25 protein-coding genes are annotated in these 21,841 nt (G+C 32.3%); 16 read left to right on the top strand and 9 right to left on the bottom strand.

Translation table 11 applies throughout. From position 1 onward, the window contains the following. Positions 1-4 precede the first annotated feature (4 nt). Together ACFS5M_RS13750 and ACFS5M_RS13745 are read left to right on the top strand one after the other, a co-directional pair. A complete protein-coding gene (locus ACFS5M_RS13750; RefSeq protein ID WP_183489423.1) occupies positions 5-379 on the top strand; it encodes a hypothetical protein in 375 nt (124 codons plus the stop codon). Positions 380-491: 112 nt separating this feature from the next. Beyond that, positions 492-998, top strand: coding sequence for a hypothetical protein (locus ACFS5M_RS13745; RefSeq protein WP_183489420.1), 507 nt, complete (start codon positions 492-494; stop codon positions 996-998). 76 nt (positions 999-1,074) lie between these two features. On the opposite strand, the gene ACFS5M_RS13740 is transcribed toward ACFS5M_RS13745, so the two are convergent. Next, positions 1,075-2,217 (bottom strand): cysteine desulfurase family protein, encoded by a 1,143-nt coding sequence (locus ACFS5M_RS13740; protein WP_183489417.1) that lies wholly within the window; start codon positions 2,215-2,217, stop codon positions 1,075-1,077. A gap of 112 nt (positions 2,218-2,329) precedes the next feature. On the opposite strand from ACFS5M_RS13740, the gene ACFS5M_RS13735 reads away from it, so the two are divergent. Further along, positions 2,330-3,250, top strand: coding sequence for a hypothetical protein (locus ACFS5M_RS13735; protein WP_183489414.1), 921 nt, complete (start codon positions 2,330-2,332; stop codon positions 3,248-3,250). Here the strand turns inward: ACFS5M_RS13735 and ACFS5M_RS13730 are convergent. After that, the gene (locus ACFS5M_RS13730; RefSeq protein WP_183489411.1) at positions 3,247-3,810 is read right to left on the bottom strand and encodes a DNA mismatch repair protein MutS; all 564 of its coding nucleotides are present in this window, start codon (positions 3,808-3,810) and stop codon (positions 3,247-3,249) included. The genes ACFS5M_RS13735 and ACFS5M_RS13730 overlap by 4 nt on opposite strands. Before the next feature lie 290 nt (positions 3,811-4,100). Between ACFS5M_RS13730 and ACFS5M_RS13725 the strand changes: the two genes are divergently transcribed. From ACFS5M_RS13725 to ACFS5M_RS13710, 4 genes are all read left to right on the top strand, one after another. Beyond that, positions 4,101-5,180, top strand: a complete 1,080-nt coding sequence (locus ACFS5M_RS13725) for a tail fiber domain-containing protein (RefSeq protein ID WP_183489408.1) — start codon at positions 4,101-4,103, stop codon at positions 5,178-5,180. 64 nt (positions 5,181-5,244) lie between these two features. Beyond that, a complete protein-coding gene (locus tag ACFS5M_RS13720; protein WP_183489405.1) occupies positions 5,245-7,080 on the top strand; it encodes a T9SS type A sorting domain-containing protein in 1,836 nt (611 codons plus the stop codon). An 84-nt stretch (positions 7,081-7,164) separates the two neighbouring features. After that, positions 7,165-7,446, top strand: a complete 282-nt coding sequence (locus ACFS5M_RS13715) for a DUF2752 domain-containing protein (RefSeq protein WP_379899112.1) — start codon at positions 7,165-7,167, stop codon at positions 7,444-7,446. An 8-nt stretch (positions 7,447-7,454) separates the two neighbouring features. After that, the gene (locus ACFS5M_RS13710) at positions 7,455-7,787 is read left to right on the top strand and encodes a CCC motif membrane protein (protein ID WP_183489402.1); all 333 of its coding nucleotides are present in this window, start codon (positions 7,455-7,457) and stop codon (positions 7,785-7,787) included. Positions 7,788-7,871: 84 nt separating this feature from the next. Here the strand turns inward: ACFS5M_RS13710 and rocD are convergent, their stop codons facing one another. The 3 genes from rocD to ACFS5M_RS13695 all read right to left on the bottom strand — a co-directional run bounded on the left by rocD (position 7,872) and on the right by ACFS5M_RS13695 (position 10,181). Further along, positions 7,872-9,116, bottom strand: a complete 1,245-nt coding sequence (gene rocD / locus ACFS5M_RS13705) for an ornithine--oxo-acid transaminase (RefSeq protein ID WP_183489400.1) — start codon at positions 9,114-9,116, stop codon at positions 7,872-7,874. A gap of 140 nt (positions 9,117-9,256) precedes the next feature. After that, entirely contained in the window at positions 9,257-9,640 is a 384-nt protein-coding gene (locus ACFS5M_RS13700; protein WP_183489398.1) for a DUF6768 family protein, read from the bottom strand. Next, positions 9,627-10,181: an RNA polymerase sigma factor gene (locus ACFS5M_RS13695; protein WP_183489396.1), complete on the bottom strand. Its 555-nt coding sequence runs from the start codon at positions 10,179-10,181 to the stop codon at positions 9,627-9,629. Before ACFS5M_RS13695 ends, ACFS5M_RS13700 begins: the two co-directional genes overlap by 14 nt. A 139-nt stretch (positions 10,182-10,320) precedes the next feature. Here ACFS5M_RS13695 and rlmD point away from each other — a divergent pair, with 139 nt between their 5' ends. The 5 genes from rlmD to ACFS5M_RS13670 all read left to right on the top strand — a co-directional run bounded on the left by rlmD (position 10,321) and on the right by ACFS5M_RS13670 (position 14,125). Next, positions 10,321-11,730: a 23S rRNA (uracil(1939)-C(5))-methyltransferase RlmD gene (gene rlmD, locus ACFS5M_RS13690; RefSeq protein WP_183489394.1), complete on the top strand. Its 1,410-nt coding sequence runs from the start codon at positions 10,321-10,323 to the stop codon at positions 11,728-11,730. A gap of 17 nt (positions 11,731-11,747) precedes the next feature. After that, a complete protein-coding gene (locus tag ACFS5M_RS13685; protein ID WP_183489392.1) occupies positions 11,748-12,278 on the top strand; it encodes a DUF6452 family protein in 531 nt (176 codons plus the stop codon). Next, on the top strand, positions 12,244-12,975 hold the full coding sequence (locus ACFS5M_RS13680; RefSeq protein ID WP_183489390.1) for a DUF6048 family protein: 732 nt from the start codon (positions 12,244-12,246) through the stop codon (positions 12,973-12,975). The genes ACFS5M_RS13685 and ACFS5M_RS13680 overlap by 35 nt, the downstream gene beginning before the upstream one ends. Continuing rightward, positions 12,975-13,502, top strand: coding sequence for a DinB family protein (locus ACFS5M_RS13675; protein ID WP_183489388.1), 528 nt, complete (start codon positions 12,975-12,977; stop codon positions 13,500-13,502). The genes ACFS5M_RS13680 and ACFS5M_RS13675 overlap by 1 nt, the downstream gene beginning before the upstream one ends. A gap of 83 nt (positions 13,503-13,585) precedes the next feature. Continuing rightward, entirely contained in the window at positions 13,586-14,125 is a 540-nt protein-coding gene (locus ACFS5M_RS13670; RefSeq protein WP_183489385.1) for a DUF4136 domain-containing protein, read from the top strand. A 1-nt stretch (position 14,126) separates the two neighbouring features. On the opposite strand, the gene ACFS5M_RS13665 is transcribed toward ACFS5M_RS13670, so the two are convergent. Continuing rightward, a complete protein-coding gene (locus ACFS5M_RS13665; protein WP_183489382.1) occupies positions 14,127-15,293 on the bottom strand; it encodes a THUMP domain-containing class I SAM-dependent RNA methyltransferase in 1,167 nt (388 codons plus the stop codon). A 184-nt stretch (positions 15,294-15,477) separates the two neighbouring features. On the opposite strand from ACFS5M_RS13665, the gene ACFS5M_RS13660 reads away from it, so the two are divergent. From ACFS5M_RS13660 to ACFS5M_RS13650, 3 genes are read left to right on the top strand one after another with little or no spacing between them, the layout of a single operon-like run. Further along, positions 15,478-16,209, top strand: coding sequence for a class I SAM-dependent methyltransferase (locus ACFS5M_RS13660; RefSeq protein ID WP_183489379.1), 732 nt, complete (start codon positions 15,478-15,480; stop codon positions 16,207-16,209). 4 nt (positions 16,210-16,213) lie between these two features. Beyond that, positions 16,214-16,885: a ZIP family metal transporter gene (locus ACFS5M_RS13655; protein WP_183489376.1), complete on the top strand. Its 672-nt coding sequence runs from the start codon at positions 16,214-16,216 to the stop codon at positions 16,883-16,885. Next, positions 16,885-17,310 carry a DUF4268 domain-containing protein gene (locus ACFS5M_RS13650; protein ID WP_183489373.1) on the top strand — a complete coding sequence of 142 codons (426 nt, stop codon included), beginning with the start codon at positions 16,885-16,887 and terminating at the stop codon, positions 17,308-17,310. The genes ACFS5M_RS13655 and ACFS5M_RS13650 overlap by 1 nt, the downstream gene beginning before the upstream one ends. A 3-nt stretch (positions 17,311-17,313) precedes the next feature. Here the strand turns inward: ACFS5M_RS13650 and ACFS5M_RS13645 are convergent, their stop codons facing one another. From ACFS5M_RS13645 to ACFS5M_RS13635, 3 genes are all read right to left on the bottom strand, one after another. Continuing rightward, entirely contained in the window at positions 17,314-19,038 is a 1,725-nt protein-coding gene (locus ACFS5M_RS13645) for an FG-GAP-like repeat-containing protein (protein WP_183489370.1), read from the bottom strand. 181 nt (positions 19,039-19,219) lie between these two features. Beyond that, positions 19,220-19,846, bottom strand: a complete 627-nt coding sequence (gene trhA / locus ACFS5M_RS13640) for a PAQR family membrane homeostasis protein TrhA (RefSeq protein WP_183489367.1) — start codon at positions 19,844-19,846, stop codon at positions 19,220-19,222. 13 nt (positions 19,847-19,859) lie between these two features. Beyond that, a complete protein-coding gene (locus ACFS5M_RS13635) occupies positions 19,860-20,558 on the bottom strand; it encodes a DUF4294 domain-containing protein (RefSeq protein ID WP_183489364.1) in 699 nt (232 codons plus the stop codon). Between the two features lie 113 nt (positions 20,559-20,671). On the opposite strand from ACFS5M_RS13635, the gene ACFS5M_RS13630 reads away from it, so the two are divergent. Beyond that, entirely contained in the window at positions 20,672-21,760 is a 1,089-nt protein-coding gene (locus ACFS5M_RS13630) for a M42 family metallopeptidase (RefSeq protein WP_183489361.1), read from the top strand. The last annotated feature ends 81 nt before the right edge of the window (positions 21,761-21,841 follow it).

Raw genomic sequence — 21,841 nt, 5'->3', positions numbered from 1 at the left:
TTTTATGAAACAATGGTTTAGAACTTTAGTGGCCTTAAGTCTGCTTTTTGCTTATAGTTTAAACATCAGCATTGCTATACAAAATTTTATAGTAGATACTATTTTAAATAATGATAAGCCACTCTTTGTTTCTGTTAATCTTGTAGATACTAAAACACCTGAATTATCTATTTTTCCTGATTTAGAACCGCTAGGAGATTTAGAAAACGAAAACGTATATAAAGTTCATAATGAATATTTAAAAGCACCTTTTCAATTATTTAAACTAGTAGATTCCTACCTACTAAATGTTAATAATCAATACCTATATAAAAGTAAAAATATACAGCCTGGATTAGATGGTAAAACCCTACTCTATCCGTTTCATTCCTTTTCTTAAGATTTATTTTTTTATCAATAAACTCACCACTAATAGACTTAACCTTTATTAGTGGCACTATTTATTTAACCTTGACTAATTATCAAGGTATTACAGTATAAAAAATATAATCATGAAATCATATACAACTATAATAGGGGGCGTAATCGCACTTATAATAATATTACCTCTTATATTCATACAAGTCGCTCAAAAGAGAAAAAAGAGTAAATCAAAAAAAAGATTTATAGATGAAGCTCAAAAAAATAATTTAAACATTACAGAACACGATTTCTGGGGAACTTACTATGCCATTGCCATAGATGAAAGGGCTAACATGCTTATCTATTCTAAAATAATTGAAGACGAACACATTACAAAAATTATTAATTTAGATCAGTTAGCCACCTGCGAAATTATTAAAACTAATAGAAATTATACAAACAAGAAAACAACTAAAATTGAAACAGATAAAATTGACTTAATACTTTGCTATAAAGACTCTAAAAAAACTAAAGAGGTGTTAGAGTTTTACAACGTTGATATTAACTTTGAAATGAGCAATGAAGTCTTACTTTTAGAAAAATGGGAAGCTTTAATTAAAAGTAAACTCAGTCGAAAGAAAGCTTATGCCGCTTAAATAAGATGTAACAAAAAGCCTTCAGTAATCATTAACCTGAAGGCTTTTTTATATAAATTAATGATTAAAATAAATCCTAAACAAATGCCTTCAATACATCTACCACATAATCGATTTCTTCTTTTGTATTATAGCTACTAAAAGAAAAACGTATCGACGGTTTATTCATATCTTCTTCACTTAAAATTTGAGCAAGTACGTGAGAGCCTTTACCACTTCCACTTTGGCAAGCAGAACCTTTTGAACACGCAATACCTTTTAAATCGAGTTGAAATTGAAGCGTTAATGCTTTTTCTGGACTCATTGGTAAGCATACATTAATCAATGTATAAGTACTTTTAACTTGATCTTCACAATTCCCGTTATACTTTACACCAGGAATTGCCTCTTTAAGTTTGGTTTTAAAATAATCTTTTAAATCTTGTATATAAGCACTTTCAGCTTCCAAATTATCATAAGCCAATACAAATGCTGTTTCTAAGCCTTTAATGTTATGTACAGGCTCTGTTCCTGCTCTATACCCACGTTCTTGTGAGCCTCCAAAAATAAGTGGCTTAAAATTGCTGTTTTTACGAATAAAAGCAAAACCAATTCCTTTTGGTCCATGAAACTTATGAGCAGCTGCAGTCATAAAATCAATAGGAACATCTTGTACATCCCAAGAGAAATGTCCAACAGACTGCACTGTATCACTATGAAACATAGCGTTATGAGTCTGACATAAATGCGCCACTTTTTTTACATCTAAAATATTACCAATTTCATTATTAACATGCATTAAACTGACTAACTTGCGTTCATCATTAGCAGATAGCAAACGCTCTAAATCGCTATAATCTGGTGTGCCACAATGCAAAAGTTTAACATATTCAACAGTTACATCGTATTCATTTCGCAATTCTTCAACAGTATGCAAAACAGCATGATGCTCAATTGGCGAAGTGATAATGGTTTTTACATTTCCATCTCTAACTGCACAACGTAAAATCATATTGTCAGCTTCAGTACCTCCAGAAGTAAAAATAATCTCTTGAGGCAAGGCATTTAAATGCTTTGCAATTGTTTTTCTAGCAGACTCTATAATTGATTTTGATGAACGCCCAAACGCATGAGTTGACGAAGGATTACCATAATTTTCAGCAAGAACAGCTTGCATGTCTTTTATGACTTCATCTCGAACCTTTGTTGTTGCTGCACTATCAAAATAAACAGATTTCATAAGTTAGTTATGTACGTTAGAAGTCACAAAAATAGTTCAATTAAAATTATTTGCAAGAAGCATCGTTATAAGTTTAACAATTCTTTTATTTTTGTTTAAAATTTATGGTGCTATGCGAAAGTTACTTTCCCTTTTTTCATTTTTAATACTAATGACTGCTTGCGATGATGGTGACATTATTACTGTAGAACTCGATTTTGATGATACGTTTACTACTTGTGGAGAATTGGTGTTTTATAAAATTAAAGAAGATCCTGCCGAATCGCTTTCACTTCAAATTACTTCACCATCAACCACACTTGAGGATTTAATAGAGGTCGATGCAGACGGTCTTCTGTTATCTACCGAAGAAGTCTTCACAATAAATGGCACAAGTAATTTATTTAACTATAGAACCTATAACCAAACACCAACAGATTTCTTTTGTAATGATGTACCTCCTTCTGATATTGTAATAACGAACGATGATGAAAGCGATACTGGAACAGCACTATTTACGATGTCTTTAATAGAAGATGATAATGATGGCATTGATGCCGAATTAGAAGATTTAAATGGCAATGGTGATTTAACGGATGATGATACTGATGGTGATGGCTTACCAAATTATATTGATGAAGATGATGATGGCGACAATGTTTTAACGCGTTTAGAAATAGATGATGATAACCTAGATGGCGATGACAACCCTTTAACTAATCCGCTAGATACTGATACAGATGGTACTCCAGACTATTTAGATATAGATGATGATGGTGATGGTGTAAATACCATTGATGAAGAAAATGATACCCAAGATGAAAATCCTTCAAATGATTTTACAGATCCTACTATAGCCGATTATTTAAATCCTTTGGTTAGTAATACAGTTGCGGCTACAGCATACAGAGATCATAACATTGAACAGACTTTTGAAGTCGCTTTAATAATTACAGGTTTGCAATTATCAAATATCACTATTGATGAATTTGATTTTGGAACACTAGAAGATAGCAGATTAACTAATGAACGTACCGTAGAAATCCCTTTCTAAGGCTTGGCGTTTTGATATATATAAACTTCGGTAGCGCCTAAACCGTACTTTTGATAATTTGCCTCGTAGTACTTTACATCGTATCTCCCAAATAGATACTCTAGTTCTAGTTTTAAAACTCCCTCACCTACGCCATGAATGAACACAATCTTTTGCATACGCTTTTTAATCGCAAATTCTAATTGCCTTTTTGCTGTATCTAATTGCAACGTTAACATATCGTGATTAGTCATACCTCTTGTAGAATTGGTTAATTGATGAATATGCAAATCAACTTCTAATGTAGGTTTAAAACGCTCTTTAGTTTTTTTTGTAACGACCTTACGCCTTTTGATCTCCTTTTCAGAAACAACACTTTGTATGGATTCATTCTTAAAAATATGCTTAGAAAACGACTGTTGCACTTCTTGTTTCACTAACTCTTTAGCATCGAAATCGAGTTCAAAACCATCGTCTGTTAAAATAGTTATAGTATTTCCTGAAATTGATATAACCTTTCCAGAAAAATCATCATCTAAAACCAAAACAGAATCCCCTTTTTTAAATATTCGTGCTGTCATCTTTATTTTTTTTATAAGGAATCGTTGATGAAATTCTAAACAAACCATACATCAAAATTACGATTCCAAAAACGAGTATAACTGTGTTTTGTTCAACTTCAGCCTGAGCGTAAATTGCTATAATACAACCAATTAATACTAGTAGATAATCGATTTTTTTTGAATTTTTCATGAAGTGGTCGAAACATTTATACGTTACATCGAAAATAAACAAAATAGAATAATAAGCATTATACATTTATCAAACTTTTTAATAACTTATATACGTAGAACCCAAAAAAATGATAGATATGAAGTTTAAAATTACTCAACCTTTAAAAACAACAATATTAATATTCTTGTTAATATTTACTCTTTCTGTAACTGCGCAAGTTGGTGTAGGTACCACCTCACCTAGTAGTGCTCTCGATATTGAAGTAAATGCCGCATCAGATGGTATTGAAATTAATAATATTCGAGGAAATGGAGATCCAACATTACAATACCAAGTCAATGGTACTTCGCGAATTACGATGGGAATTGATGATAGTGATGGCGATAAATTTAAAATTGGTACAACTGCATTAACGACAAATACAAGGTTAACTATCGCAACTAATGGCTATATAGGTATTGGCTTAACTGCTCCGACTTACCATTTACATATGGAAGGCAATAGAAATGATTACTTAGCTTTTTATGAAAACACGCATGCTACTGGAGCTAGCCTAGCGGGTTACGTAACTGGAACATATAATGCATTAGGTGGTGTTACAAATAATACTGTTGGTTTAGGCTCTTATGGTGTTCACCTTCCTGCAACAGGTGGTGGTACAGGTGTTTGGGGAACTTCAAATAGTTCAGATGCCGATGCTGTATATGGTTCAATACCTACTACTGGGTCTTGGCTTGGTTTTGGTGGACTATTTACAGGAGGATTAGGTTATGCTAATGGCTTATACAATTTATCTGATGAGCGTGTTAAATCTAATATTGTCACGATTAGTGGTGCTATTAATAAACTTAAGCAAATTCGAGGTGTTTCATATACATATAATTTAAATGAATATAACTACTTAGCAAAAGGTGATACAAGAACATACTTAGGTTTCTTAGCTCAAAATGTTAAGGAAATTTTTCCTGAGGCTGTGGCTGAAAAACAGTTAATTGTTGATGGGCCAGATAAAATGAATTCTTCTGCTAGTTTATCAGAATTTAGAAAAGAAACATTTAATGTCGTTGATTATACCGCTATTGTTCCTGTAACAGTAGAAGCAATTAAAGAACAACAAGAAATAATTGAAGCACAAAACAATAGAATTTCTAATTTAGAAGATAAAATCACTTTATTAGAAAGCAGATTAAATGCTATATTAGAAAGCCAAGATTAATAAACTATTTTTAATTTGTTAACTTTAGTGCTAAAATTTGCTTCAAAGAAATAAACATAATCAAATGAAAAATATTCAAACATTAATCCTATTCATATTTTATAGCATGACTTTTGCGCAATCTGATTTATTTATCAGTACCGATAGTTTTGTTTATGTAGATGGGACTGCTTTTACAAGCGGACCAACTGTTGCTCCTTTATTTGTTACAGATGATGTTAATATAGATACTGATGGACATCTTTACTTACGTAATGAAGCGCAATTATTACAAAGTAATAATGTAGGTAATGCAGGCGAAGGTAAACTTAGTGTATTTCAAACAGGAAACTCTAATACATATATGTATAATTATTGGGCTTCACCTGTTGGACAAAATAGTGGTTCTGCTGGTAATACCACAACAATGCCTAGTAATAATTTCTACCGTGAAACAGCAGCTCCTATAACAAGTACGCCTTTTACTTACGTTGCTGGTTATGATGGTACTACAACTCAAATTGCAAGCTATTGGCTATATACATTCATAGGACTTACAACCACTACTAACCCATACGAAGACTGGGTAGGTTTAGGCGGTGGGAGTTTACCTGTAGGTGGAGACCCAAATGGTACCTTGGCTTCAGGTTACGGATTTACTATGAAAGGTAACCCTAGCGGAGCCCAAAAATACGACTTTAGAGGAAGAGCCAACAATGGTAATATTACAGTTACAATTAATCCAAATAGAGAGACCTTAGTGGGTAACCCTTACCCTTCTGCTTTAGATGCACTCCCGTTTATACACAATACTCATAATCAAAATAACACCACTGGTGTTTTAAAATATTGGGAGCAACAAGCTGGAGCAACTTCGCATGTCTTATCTAATTATGTTGGTGGTTATGCTCTATACACTATTTCGGCTGGTGGAGTAGATTCGTTTACCGCTGCTCCGTTTCACATGTATCTATTAGATGGCACAGTAGCATCTGGACCTCCAGTTGGTACAGGAAGTAAAACAGGAAGACGTTATATCCCAATAGGACAAGGATTTATGATGGAAGGAACAGGTAGTGCAACAAGTGTTGTATTTACGAATTCGTACCGCGTGTTTTATAAACAATCTGGTAGTAGTAGTGAGTTTTTCAGAGACAGCCATGATACTTCAAGTGCATTTGCTGAAACAGAATACAATGAAGATGGCTACAATATAGTTCCTGAAGATTTTAAACGCTTTAGAATAAATGTTGGCTTTGATAATAATGGAAACGAATCTTATATTCGTCAGTTATTAATGAATTTTCACCATACTGCCACAGATGGATTTGATTATGGTTTAGAAGCTCAAATATCTGAGCAAGTAGCGTCTGATGCTAATTGGATTTTAGATGATGTGCCTTATGCAATTCAAGCTTTTAATTACAATATCGATCTTAAAATACCACTAATCGTAAACGTGAGCAATCAACAATTAACTAGGTTTGACATTTCTGATGTACAAAATTTTGATGAAGGTCAACCTATTTATATTCATGATAAAGTAGCTGGTTTGTATATTAATTTACAGAATCAAGCCTATGAAATTTCATTAGAAGAAGGACATTATACAGACCGTTTTGAAATTGTTTTTAAATCAGAATCACTTTCTACTGAAGAATTTAATGATGATGATTTCTTAGTGATGCAAAATAATAACACTGCACAACTAACAATTTTAAACCCTAATCAATTAGAAGTAAAAACTGTAACTTTATATGATGTTTCTGGGAAAAGAATTTTTCATGAAATGAATTTAGAAACACAAGACAGATATCATTTCTCAACAAAAAATTTAAGTGAAGGTATTTATGTTGCTAAGGTTGATTTTGCTAATCAAAGTAGTATAAGTAAAAAAATAGTTGTTTCTCAGAATAACTAAAAAGCATTCTTTTAAATAAATAAAAAAGCCAATTACTAGTAATTGGCTTTTTTATACATTTGTATTTCAATAATTATTTAATTTATGTCTTCATTAGAAGATTACATGCTACCCTGTTTAAACAAAAAACTATTTGGAATAGATTGTTTAGGCTGTGGCATGCAACGCTCAATAGCTTTAATTATTCAAGGCGATTTTAAGGCTGCTTTTGTTATGTATCCTGCAATTTATACAATAATCTTAATGCTATTTGTATTAGCCTTACACTTAAAGTTTAAATTTAAAAATGGTCATAAATATTTACTTGCTCTATTTATTATCAATATTTTAATTATTATTACTAATTATATCAATAAATTTATCTAAACTCAATTATGGAAAAACAAACTTTACCAAATTCGACTCTTATTTTAGTTTTCGGAATATTATCTATCGTCACTTGTTGGTGTTATGGTGTTTTAGGATTAATATTAGGGATTGTAGCACTCGTATTAGCCAATAAAGCCACAGCATTATATAAAACCGCTCCTGAAAACTATTTAGGTTATGGAAATGTAAAAGCTGGTAAAATAATGGCAATAATTGGCATCATTTTATGTGTAATTACAATTGCTTTTGTCCTTTGGGCTTTAATGGCTATTGGCTGGGAAGCTATGCAAGACCCAGAACTAATGCAACAACGTATGGAAGAATTACAGAGACAATAATAATGTTTACTATATAAAAAAAGCGACCATATAATATGGTCGCTTTTTTTATACTTATATTTTAATTTTTACTACACGCAAAAATTAAACTTCAAATTGTTGAAGTGTTTTTATAATTATTGATACACAATCTAACAACTGCTCTTCAGTCATGACTAAAGGTGGTGCAAAGCGAATAATATTACCATGAGTAGGTTTTGCAAGTAATCCATTATCACGTAAAGCTAAGCAGATATTCCAAGCGGTATCACTTTCTTCATCATCATTAATTACAATGGCATTAAGTAATCCCTTCCCTCTAACCAAGTTTATCAAGTCACTGGTTTCTATGTACTTATTTAACTCACTTCTAAAAAGTTGACCTAATTTTTCTGCGTTATCCGCTAAATTTTCATCTTGAACAACTTCTAATGCAGCAATTGCTACAGCTGCAGCCACAGGATTTCCTCCAAAAGTACTACCATGATTTCCAGGCTTAATAACATTCATTATACGATCGTCTGCCAATACAGCAGAAACAGGATAAGCACCACCACTTAAAGCTTTACCAAGAATTAACACATCTGGTTTAACATTTTCATGGTCAACGGCCAACAATTTACCTGTTCTAGCAATTCCTGTTTGAACTTCGTCTGCAATAAATAAAACATTATATTGCTCGCATAAGGCCTTAGCCTTAGTTAAATACCCTTCACTAGGCACGTAAACACCCGCTTCACCTTGAATAGGTTCAGCCATAAAACCAGCCACATTTGGATTGCTTTTTAAGGCTGTTTCTAAGGCCTCTAAATCATCATATTCAATTTTAATAAATCCTTTGGTATATGGTCCAAAATTCTTTCTTGCAATCGGATCATTAGAAAATGAAATAATAGTGGTTGTTCTGCCGTGAAAGTTATTTTTACACACTATAATTTCAGCTTCATTTTCATTAATTCCTTTCACTTCATAAGCCCATTTTCTACATAACTTCAATGCGGTTTCTACAGCTTCAGCACCTGTATTCATTGGTAACAACTTGTCAAATCCAAAATATTCTGTTGCGAATTTTTCGTATCTCCCAAGCATGTCGTTATAAAATGCTCTTGATGTTAAGGTTAAATTTTGAGCTTGATTAACCATTGCTCCAACAATTTTTGGATGACAATGTCCTTGATTTACTGCTGAGTAAGCCGAAAGGAAATCATAATATTGTTTGCCTTCAACATCCCAAACATAAACACCTTCTCCTCTACTCAATACTACTGGAAGTGGATGGTAATTGTGTGCGCCATACTTGTTTTCTAAATCCATCGCTTCTTGCGATGTTAATTGGTCTAAAACAGCCATTTTTAAAAATTTTAAATTGATAAAATAACCATTCCTTCTGTACCTTTATTCTTTCAGAGAGACTGAAAAAGCAGCGTGGGAGAGAAATCATCCCTAGAGCTTGCAAATTACAAAATAATAATTGTGTATTAAAATCTAATTCATGACATTTTTCCAGATAATGAAGACACCTGCAATTCTAATCGTTTTAGTTCTCTTAGTAAGGCGTTCTTATCCATTTGCATCCAAGCAAAAACTTTTAGCATACTTACACCAAGCATAAATATAATACCACCAAATCCCCATTTTAATAAATCTTTTGTCACTTCTGAATTAAAAAATTGTACTAGGCAATAAATAAATAAACCGAAAAAAACTAAAGTCATAATATTCATCATAACAAGGAGCCATTTGTTTTTTCCTTTGAATAGCCCGAAAATCATCCCTAAAACGTTTTGCTCATCTAACTCATCATAGAATTTAGCTTCTTCTTTAGTTAATGTGTCTTTAATTAATTGATCAATGTCTTCTTTATACGTTTTCATAATGTGTGTGTTTTAATGTTCGTTTTAATATTTCTCTAGCGTGAAACAGTCTTGATTTTACCGTTCCTACCGAGATATTTAATGTTTTACTTATTTCTTTTAATGAATAGTCTTCTACATAAAACAGCTTAATGACGAGTTGTTGCTGACTTGGTAAACTTCGTATGGCTTTTAAAAGTGCGTTTTTAAGCTGAAGGTTTTCTTTATCGTCTTCAACAAATACAACCTGATCTTTAGCATAATCTTGCTGATTAATTCGCTCTTTATTCATCTTTCTAAGCGCATCTAATGCTTTTGAATACACAATACGTAGTGCCCAAGAACCAAATTTACTAGTATCTTTTAGAGTCTCCATTTTAGCCATAATGGTTGTCCAACTCTCTTGTGCTATATCTTTTGAAGCATCAGCATCTTTCAATAACCAATGGGCTTTTTTACAAAATAAAAGATGCCATCGTTTTACCAACTTAGCTAATGCTGCTTTATCTCCTAACTGGTAGGCTTCTACCAATGCTGCATCTATTTGTTTGTTCGTTTTCAACTAGGCATGTTTATAACTCTGATACTATAAAGACGTGAAAAAAATAAAAAGGTTCATTTTATTTATGTGAAAATGAAAATCTTTTAAAGATAATTCAATTTACATACATTTTATTTGTTGCTATTATTATTTTTGCAGCATGTCAAGACGAAACAAAAAACAAGTATTTACTAACCTTGAAGTTATAGATGCTGGAGCAAAGGGTAAAACGATTGCCAAAGCACCTGATGGAAAAGTAGTATTCTTACCAAACGCAGTACCTGGTGATGTTGTAGATGTGCAAACATTCAAAAAGCGAAAAGCTTATTACGAAGGTAAGGCGACTGTATTTCATAAATTATCTGATAAGCGCACAACTCCTGCTTGTGAGCACTTTGGGACTTGTGGTGGATGTAAATGGCAAGACATGGCTTATGAGCATCAATTGTTTTACAAACAAAAGGAAGTCGTTAATAACTTGATGAGAATTGGTCATATCGATTTACCAGATGTGACACCAATTCTTGGTTCTGCTGAGCAGTATTTCTACAGAAACAAAATGGAATTTTCTTTTAGCGATAGTCGTTGGCTAACTTTAGAAGAAATTCAATCTACAGAAGATTTAGGAGATAAAAATGCCTTAGGATTTCATATTCCTGGTATGTGGGACAAAATTCTTGATATTAAAAAATGCCACTTACAAGCTGATCCTTCTAATGCCATTAGAAATACTGTTAAAATGTTTGCTTTAACACATAACATGGATTTCTTTAACACAAGAAACCAGACTGGATTATTACGCACCTTAATGATACGCACATCATCTACAGGTGCAATTATGGTTGTTGTTCAATTTTTTAAAGACGATAAAATCAAACGTGAGTTGTTATTAAATTTTCTTGCTGAAGAATTTCCACAGATTAGTTCTTTGCAATACATTATCAATGAAAAAGCAAATGATACAATTTATGATCAAGACGTTATCTGCTTTAAAGGCGATGATCATATTTTTGAAGAAATGGAAGGTTTACAGTTTAAGATTAATGCCAAATCTTTTTATCAAACCAACTCCAAACAAGCCTATGAGCTTTATAAGATAACTCGTGACTTTGCTGGATTAACAGGAAATGAATTAGTCTATGATTTATATACAGGCACAGGAACCATTGCTCAGTTTGTAGCTAAACAAGCCAAAAAAGTAATTGGTGTTGAAGCTGTTCCTGATGCTATTTTAGCTGCCAAAGAAAATGCAAAATTAAATAAAATAGACAACGCTGATTTTTATGTAGGTGACATGAAACATGTGTTTAATGATACATTTATAAAAACTCATGGTCATCCAGATGTTATTATTACTGATCCACCTCGTGATGGCATGCATAAAGATGTTGTTAATCAAATATTAAACATTGCGCCAAATAAAATAGTTTATGTAAGTTGCAATAGTGCAACACAAGCTAGAGATTTAGCGTTAATGAATGAGTGGTACAAAGTCACCAAAATGCAACCTGTTGATATGTTTCCGCAAACGTTCCATGTTGAAAATGTTGTACTTTTGGAGAAACGATAGTGACTAATAATAGTGTAATGAAAAAAATAATAATCTTACTTCTACTCTGTCTTGCATTAACCAACTGCGAAAAAGATGACATTTGTTCTGAAGATACTTCGACGACTGCACGCTTATATATTGCATTTTATAACAATAACAATCAAGATAGTAGAAAGAATGTATTTAATTTTCGCGCTCAAGGTGTTGGAAATGATAACCCTTTAGATGATTATAATGTCATTAGAACAAATGAAGTCTTATTACCATTAAAAACAACAGAAAACCAAACACAATTTAAACTTCATAACGATTATGAAATAGATGATAACGGTACGCCTGATGATGAAACCGATGATTTTATAACTGGTAATGAAGATATAATTACTATATCTTATGCAGTAAAAGAAGTTTATGTATCACGTGCTTGTGGCTATAAAACTGTTTTTGAAAACGTGACTATAGCAATAGAAGATGATGGAGATAAATGGATAGATTTTATACAAACAACAACAGATAACGACCCAATAACTAATGAAACTGAAGCACACTTCAACCTATATCACTAAGCTTTTTGCTTTTTTCATTTTGTTTTGTGGATCTGTTCATGCACAAAACGATAGTATTGCTAAAGCCAAAAAAGACTCAATTAAGCACGAGCAAAAATATGGACTTCGTATTGGTGGTGACTTAAGCAAATTAGTTAGAACTGCTTTAGACGATGATTATAAAGGCTTTGAAATTATGGCTGATTTTAGACTGACTAAAAAATGGTATATCGCTGGTGAATTAGGGACAGAAGAAAGAACATTAAGCAATGACTATTTAAGCAGTACAGCTTCTGGAACATACTTTAAAGCTGGAGTAGATTATAACGCTTATGTGAATTGGTATGGCATGCATAATATGATTTATGGTGGTTTACGTATTGGAGCTAGTACATTTAGTCAAACCCGAAACAACTTTACTGTTTATTCCCAAAATCAATATTGGGAACCACAATTTTCTTCAAACGATGCACAAAAATTTAGTGGTTTATCTGCACTTTGGGCAGAACTCATTATTGGTATTAAGGCCGAAGTATTACCCAACTTGTTTGTAGGAATTAATGCGCAATTAAAAAGCATGATCAATCAAGATCAACCAGATAATTTTGAAAATCTTTATGTCCCTGGATTTAATAGAACTTATGATAGTGGTCGTTTTGGTGTTGGCTATGGCTATAATATTTCTTACCTTATTCCTTTATTTAAAAAGGATAAATAATGCACAAAGAAGACATTGCTCTTAAACTTGAAGAAAAACACAAAACACTTATCAATTGGTTAGCTAACCATGACAACGATAAGTGGCAAGAAGGTCCTGAAGGCAAATGGACTACTGGTCAGCAAGCCTTACATTTACTACAAAGTATTAAGCCTTTAAATGATGCACTAAGCATGCCTAAATTTATTTTAAGATATAAATTTGGTAAAGTTAATCGAGAACTTAGAAATTATGACAGTGTTGTAAAACGCTATCAAGAGCGATTAAAAGATGCGCAAGGAAAAACATTTAAAGGTTCTCAAAATATGAAAGTCCCTACTTTAAAAGAGAAAAGTTATATCCTCAATAGACTTCAGGTGGAAAACAAAAAACTTCAATACAAAACTTTAAAACGTTGGTCAGACCAACAACTTGATACTTATATATTACCGCATCCTTTAATGGGAAAAATGCCTGTTCGTGAGATTATAATGTGGACCGCTTACCATGTCGAACATCACACTAAAATTTTGCAAGAGAAGTATTAATAGTGCTTTATCTCTCTAAAGCTGACAAATATCATAGTAATGTTTCTTTTATTTAATGATCTTCGTGGTTTAAATGCATTACCATGAAAACTTTTAAATCATTCAGCCTTATTGCAACACTACTAGTATTAGGTTGTGCTGCGCCAAATGCTATTATATCAGAATATGATGAAACTATAGATTTCAACTACTATGATACTTTTGTATTATGTGTAGAAGATTTCAATATAAACAATACGAAGCATCCAGAACTAGACAATACTTATGTTCGTGAATTGATTGGTTTAGAAGTTGAAAACAATATGGAAGTCTTAGGCTACAAAACCAATGTGCTACAACCACAATTGCAAGCAGGTTTTAAAATTGCTATTACTGAAGAAGAAGTCATGGTAAGAAATTGTGAAGTTCAAGAAAAACTTGGGTATTGGGAAACCTGTACTATAAACAATGTCATATATACACGTGAAACATTAATTGTTTATGTCTCAGACATAAATAAAAATCAAGTGATTTGGCAAGCAACGATTCCCTGTGAACTCAATAAATCCAAAAAGAGATTACAACATTACATTAAACCTTTAATTGAGGAGTTATTTCTCGAGTTTCCTGAAGTACAAAAGTAAACTAATCGTTTTTCATGTATTTTCCTTTCTTACTCCCTTCATACATTTCGTACTTTACTAAACGTGCTTCTAATTTGGCGTTAAATACTTTTATTTTTCTTGAAGGACGTAAGCCTACATATTTTAAAGCTTCAAGATTAGATGTTATTAACCAAGCATCTGTTCCTGGATAGCCTTGTTTTAGGGTATCTCCTATTTTACTATAAAAATCTTCTACATCTAAATTTTCTAGGCGTTCACCGTAAGGTGGATTAAAAACCATGTGTAATTTCTCTTGACCACCTTTTTGAGTTTTAAAAAAATCTTCATGTTTTATGGTTGCAAACTCATCAAGGTGTGCATTTTTAAGATTCTCTTTAGCTTTAGCGACTGCACTAGGCGACTTATCGAAACCTAATAATTTATGGTGAAAATCTCTGGTTTTATTTAATAAAGACTCCTCTATCTTTTCAAATAAGTCCACATCCCAATCTTGCCAACGCTCAAATCCAAATTCTTTTCGCATTAAGTTAGGCGGAATATTACAGGCTATCATAGCAGCTTCGGCAAGCATTGTTCCTGAACCACACATTGGATCCATAAAATCTGTTTGTCCATCCCAACCTGAAAGCATAATCAGTCCTGCAGCCAACACTTCGTTTATTGGTGCTATATTTGTCGCGGTTTTATAACCACGTCTGTGTAAAGACTCACCAGAAGTATCTAAAGAAATCGTACACATTTGCCTATCGATATGCACATTTACTTTTAAATCTGGAAAACGTAAATCTACATTAGGACGTTCGCCTGTAGTATCTCTAAATTTATCAACTATAGCATCTTTAGTTTTTAAGGCAATATATTTAGAATGAGTAAATTGTTTAGAATGTACAGTTGCGTCAATAGCTAAAGAACCTGAAGGTTTTAGGTATTGATCCCAATCCATTTTATAGACTTGCTTATACAAATCTTCTTCACTTACAATGCGAAAGGTTTTAATGGGTTTTAAAATTTTTATAGCTGTACGTAAGGCTAAATTAGCTTTATACATAAAGCCTTTATCACCAACAAAAGTGACATTTCTTACTCCTTTTTTTACCTCTTGAGCACCAAGCTGTACAAGCTCATTTGCTAGTAAATCTTCAAACCCAAATAAGGTTTTGGCTAGCATTTTAAAATTATTCTCCATGAATTGCATATAATAGATTGCAAAAATAACTTAATTTTGCGGTAAACTTAATGTTTATTGAAATTTAGGTTAAGGATTGTAGCGACATCCTTTTTATGCTGAATACAATTTAGTATAAAAAGATATAGCGAAAAGCCTGACGCAACTTAGCCATAGCTAAGTTGGGAAACCTCCAAAAAAATATATGACTACACACTCTACAGCATGGTTTGCATCTTGGTTTGATTCGCCATTTTATCATGTGCTTTACAAAGACAGAGATTATGCTGAAGCGCAGCAGTTTATGGACAACCTTACGCAATATTTAAATGTGCCAGAAGGTGGAGAAATACTGGATTTAGCTTGTGGAAAAGGAAGGCATTCTGTGTATTTAAACAGGCTTGGTTATGATGTTACAGGAGTAGATTTGTCGGCAAATAGTATTGCACATGCCAAGCAATATGAAAACGATAGCTTGCATTTTAAGGTGCATGATATGAGTAAACCTTACCCAAAACAATTTGATGCGGTTTTTAATTTGTTTACCAGTTTTGGTTACTTTGATCATGAAGCAGACAACTTAAATACAATTAAAGCTATTAAAGCCAATTTAAATCCCTTTGGTTTTGGTGTTATTGATTTTATGAATAGTGAATTTGTGATTGATCATTTGGTAGCTGAAGACACAAAAACAGTTGATGGTATTGATTTTGCATTAAAACGTCGCTATGAAAATGGATACATTATTAAAGATATTTCTTTTACAGCTGATGGTGAAAATTACAACTATCAAGAGCGCGTTCGCGGATTTAAGTTAGCAGATTTTGAAGCCTTATTTGAACAAGCAGGTGTTTATTTATTAGATGTTTTTGGTGATTATAAATTACGTAAGTTTGATCACAAACAGAGCGAACGTTTAATTATGATTTTTAAATAATGTAATGCATAATATTATTCTTCCCATATTAAGTGTGCTTCTCGGCTTTTTAATTGTCGTGATTCTAAAACCTTCGCAACGCAAAAATTTAAAATTACTTTTAGCGTTTAGTGGTGCTTTCCTTCTTTCTATAACAGTTTTTAGTTTTTTACCTGAGGTTTACCAGAGTAAAAACAAGTCTATAGGCTTGTTTATTATGATAGGAATTCTTCTTCAAATTATTCTAGAATTCTTTTCTAAAGGTGCAGAGCATGGTCATGTGCATATTGATAAAAGTTCTAGTATTTTTCCTTGGTTGTTGTTTGTAAGTTTAAGTATTCATAGTGTGCTAGAAGGTATTCCTATGCACACTCATGAGAATTTAATTTATGGTATTATTATTCATAAACTTCCGGTTGCTATTATACTATCGACTTACTTTTTAGCTTCAGAATTACCTAAGATAAAGATTGCTTTCTTTTTAATTCTATTTGCATTAATGACACCTCTTGGTGTTATATTATCGCAAGAGTTTGGATTTATAGAAGAATATTATTTTGAAATTTCTGCTTTAGTGATTGGTATCTTTTTACATATCTCGACAACCATTTTATTTGAAAGTAGTGAAGGTCATAAATTCAATATTACAAAGCTTTTAATTATTACTTCTGCAATAGCGATTGCTTATTTTATATAATGTTTTCTAAAGAAGAATCAAGACAAATACGACAGCAATTCTGGACCAGTTTTGGAAAATCCTTTCCAAGGAAATGGATTTTATATGACACTAAAATTAAAGGCTTTAGTTTTAAATTTCATTTTGATACTAAATCGGCTTTAGTGGCTTTAGACTTGGAAGATGACCTAGAAAATAGGATTACCTATTGGGAAAAATTACAGGCTTTAAAATCTATTTTACAAAATGAATATTTACCAGAGGCTATTTTTGAAGAAGAGTACTTTTTAGATAATGGTAAAGAAATATCACGCATCTACATTCCGTTAACTCAAAAAGTATCAATTCATAATAAGAACACATGGCAAGAGGTGATGGTGTTTTTTAATACCAATATGAGTCTTTTTGAAGCATTTTTTGAGGAGTATAAAGAAGTGATTAAATAAGCGCTATTCTTTTATAAACTTTTGAATGATTTGCCCATTACTTGTTGTAAGCTTTAAAAAATATAAGCCATTACTAAAATTAGACACATTAATTTTATTAGACTTATTTTGATAAGCAACCCTTTGTTTTTGTCCTAAGATTGATACAATTTCTACATTAAAAATAGAATTATCTAAGAATGTATTCGTCTCTAAAAACAAGGTGTTTTTTACTGGATTTGGATAAATTTTTATTCTATTAGAGCTTTCAAATTCATCGATTGATAATTGAGGATTAGAACCTTCAACTATGTGTAAAGTTTGATTGGCTGTAACATTATTCAATACATCTACAGCTCCACTCAACCAAGTGACTTTAACATAATCGACACTTGAATGAGTCCCTAATCCAAACATTTCAGTCGCAGAGTTTTGAGACAAATAGCCTTCACCACAAAGTGTGTAATTGTATTGCTTGTTTCCATCGGTTGAAATTTCAATAACAGAACCTACTCCATCTCTATTACTTTCTACGCCTTCAAGATTTATTTTTAACCAATTGTTTGTTGTTGCCGTATTGTTTTTCCATAAAAACACATTTTCATCATTACTATTAGCAACTACAATTTCTGGATAGCCATCATTATCAATATCACCTAGCGCACTAGAATAACTTGCTCTATTATCTCCCGGAAAACTTTCATTGTTCAAATTAAATGTTTCATCGTTATTATTGATATAAAACCCACCATTTAAATAATCTTCAATAGAAGCATCAAATGAACCACATACATACAAATCTAAATCCATATCATTATCAGCATCAAGAAATGAAGCACCCCAACTCACACTATTAAAAGTAGTTCCAGATTCTAGAGCAATGTCTGTAAACGTTTCATCACCATTATTTTTATAAAGCACATTACCTGGAATGCCATTTGTGACATATATATCAAACCAGCCATCGTTGTTAAAATCACCTATAGTAACAGTCATCGCATCAATTGCGGCATTAGTTCCAGAAGATTCACTAACGTCAGCAAAAGTACCATCACCATTGTTTTTATATAAGATATTTGGATTAAAGTCGCGATCATTAGAGATATAAATATCTTGAAAACCATCATTATTGAAATCGAAAAAAGCAGCACAAAAAGAGCCATGACCGTCAGGGCTAATTCCAGCTTCAGTACTTACATCTGTAAATGTATGGTCGCCATTATTCCTATAAAGTTTATTACTTAATAAAGGCGTTTTATTTGATATAAATAAATCCAGAAAACCATCATTATTATAATCGCCCCAAGAAGCACCAAAAGACGACGTTATTTCTAAACTAATCCCTGAAGCAGCTGTAATATCTTGAAACACTAAATCGCCAACATTTTCAAAAAGTTTATTCCCATTAAGGTCACTGGTAACAAACAAATCTTTATCGCCATCATTATCAAAATCGACCCAATTTACTTGTTTTGTTTGCGCGATAAAATCTGGGATCTCAAGAAATATTTCTTGAAAAGTTCCATTTAAATTTTCAAAAAAACGAAGACTTTCTCCAGACTCAGTATTTATAGTCACATCATCCCATCCATCACTATTGAAATCGTAAAACGTAATTCCATTTCCAAAAATAGTGGTTCCACACGCAGCATCTAGCCCTAAACCACTAGCCTGATCAGCAAAACTAATTTGAGCTTTAGCCGTCACACTAAATATAAAGCAACATAAAAGTAAGATTCTCCTTATCATTATCATTTTAAAAAAATTAACCAATTCTATTATGATTTTTAAGCCATTTCACACACCCTTTAGACAGATAAAACAAAAAAACGACTTTAGTATTTTATTTGCATAAATATACTAATTTATTGCATAGTGATGCTCGGTAATTATTCAGCAGAAAGAGTCATTAGCCTGTTTCAAATTTAATCTAGATGATATATCCAAAAACCATGAAAAAATGAAATACTGCACCAGCCAACACAAATAGATGCCAAATCACATGGTTGTATGGTATTTTATCGATAGCATAAAAAATAATGCCTCCAGTATAAGCTAGTCCACCAGCAAACAAAAACAAAATTCCTTGACTACCTATTACTTCAGTCAAATGATTAAAATCAAAAACAACTAACCAGCCCATTGCTAAGTATAGAAGTACAGAAAACGTCTCAAAACGTCCTGTGAAAAAGAGTTTTAAAAGCACTCCAAAAAGTGCTATTCCCCAGACCATCCAAAAAAGTGGCCAACCTAGACTATCCTGCAAAGAAATGAGTAAAACAGGTGTATAAGTACCAGCAATAAGAATATAAATACTGATGTGGTCTAAAATTCTAAAATAGTGTTTATGTTTTTCATGCTTTACATAATGATATAAAGTAGAAGCCGTAAATAATACAATAATTGATATACCATAAACAATGACACTAAATAAGCTCCACTCTGTTTTGTGAGAGTTAAATACAAGAAGTAAAATTAGACCTACAACACCTAATATTGCACCAATAGCATGAGAGAATGTATTGAGTTGCTCTTCAAAAGCTGTTTGTATTCGCATTCGTATTTTATAATTAAAGCTTCACCTTTTCTCCTGCAGCAGCAGATGTAGGCTTCATCCATTTATTAGTAAGCGCAAAGAAATCAATAGGAATTGCTGGTTTTTGTTCTTCTAAATTCCCAGACTGAAAGTTTCGCTGTAAGATGTCTTCTATTAAATAATCTTCTTTTTCATTAAGAGGATCAAACTCTCGTTTCAAAGAAATATCGAATAAATTAGCGGTATTATTAAACCAAAACGCACGCCAACCACTACGCAATTCTTTTATTAAATCGAAAGCTGTATGGCCCGTTTGCCGATGAATAAGTTTAACAAGTATCTGACCTTCGGTTCTAGTTAAGTTTTTAAGTTCTTCAGAAAACTCGCCTTCAATGTATTTTTGAATACGTTTGGCGTATTTTTTTTTAGCGCTTTTTCGGTCTATAGCATCCATTCTTTTTTGCATCGTTTGCAAACGTTCTGCAGCTAATTTAGCATAAGGATACACCTTTATAGTTTTTCGTCTCAAAATCAAATAACGCCTGCGATCTTCCTTGCCGTTAAATTCTAATTTATGAAGTAGCATCACTTCTTCTAAATCTATTTTAGCTCTTGGTATAGAATCGCCATCAATTATAATATATTCATATGCTGTAGAATCCTGCTCAACTTCATTAACCTGAGCGAAGAGCAACATAGGAAATAGTAATAAAATGTAACTAATTGTTCTCATTATTATATCTGATACTAAAATCGTTCCAAAAGGATATTCAAAATTAATAATTTACTTATCTATAAACCTTAAATTCCTATTAATATTATTATTTTAGTGAAAAATAAATACAGATGGCAAAAAAGAGTATCCTCAACAAAAAATCATTAAACTTTTTAGAAAAATATTTAAATAATGCAGCACCAACAGGTTATGAATGGGATGGACAAAAACTATGGATGAATTATCTAAAACCCTATGTTGATGAGTTCATAACAGATACTTACGGAACTGCAGTAGGTGTCATTAATCCTAAGGCAAAATACAAAGTAGTTATTGAAGGACATGCAGATGAAATTTCATGGTATGTTAATTATATAAGTGATAATGGCTTAATTTATGTGATTCGAAATGGTGGAAGTGATCATCAAATTGCACCAAGTAAAGTGGTGAATATCCACACCAAAAAAGGCATCGTTAAAGGTGTATTTGGATGGCCTGCAATTCATACTAGAAATCGAGCTAAAGAAGAAGCACCAAAACCAGACAATATTTTTATTGATTGTGGTTGTGCAACAAAAGAAGAGGTTGAAAAACTAGGCGTACATGTAGGTTGCGTTATTACTTATCCTGATGAATTTCACATCCTGAATAATGACAAATTTGTGTGTCGTGCTTTAGATAATAGAATGGGAGGTTTTATGATTGCTGAAGTCGCACGCTTACTTCACGAAAATAAAAAGTCTTTACCTTTTGGATTATATATAACTAATTCTGTGCAAGAAGAAATTGGACTTCGTGGTGCACAAATGATTACTGAAACGATAAAACCGAATGTTGCTATTGTTACTGATGTCACTCATGACACCACAACACCAATGATTGATAAAAAGAAAGAAGGTCATTTAGAAATGGGAAAAGGTCCTGTAGTAGCCTATGCACCTGCAGTACAACAAAAACTACGTGATTTAATTACTGACACAGCCGAAAGCCATAAAATTCCTTTTCAACGTTCTGCACTTTCAAGATCAACTGGAACAGATACAGATGCTTTTGCTTACAGTAATGGAGGTGTCGCTTCTGCTTTAATTTCTTTACCATTACGCTATATGCATACCACAGTAGAAATGGTACATCGTGAAGATGTTGAAAATGTGATTAAAATGATTTATGAAACACTTCTTAATATTAAAGATGGAGAAACGTTTAGTTATTTTAAGTAAGAATGAATGCTATAAGAATTTCATGTCTCCTGTTTAATACTGCAGTAGATTTTAAATCTGATATTTCATGTTCATCCATGC

The sequence above is a fragment of the Lacinutrix iliipiscaria genome, assembly GCF_042686125.1.
In the GTDB taxonomy this organism is placed as follows: Bacteria; Bacteroidota; Bacteroidia; order Flavobacteriales; family Flavobacteriaceae; genus Oceanihabitans; species Oceanihabitans iliipiscarium.
This window is presented reverse-complemented; position numbering and strand designations above follow the sequence as displayed.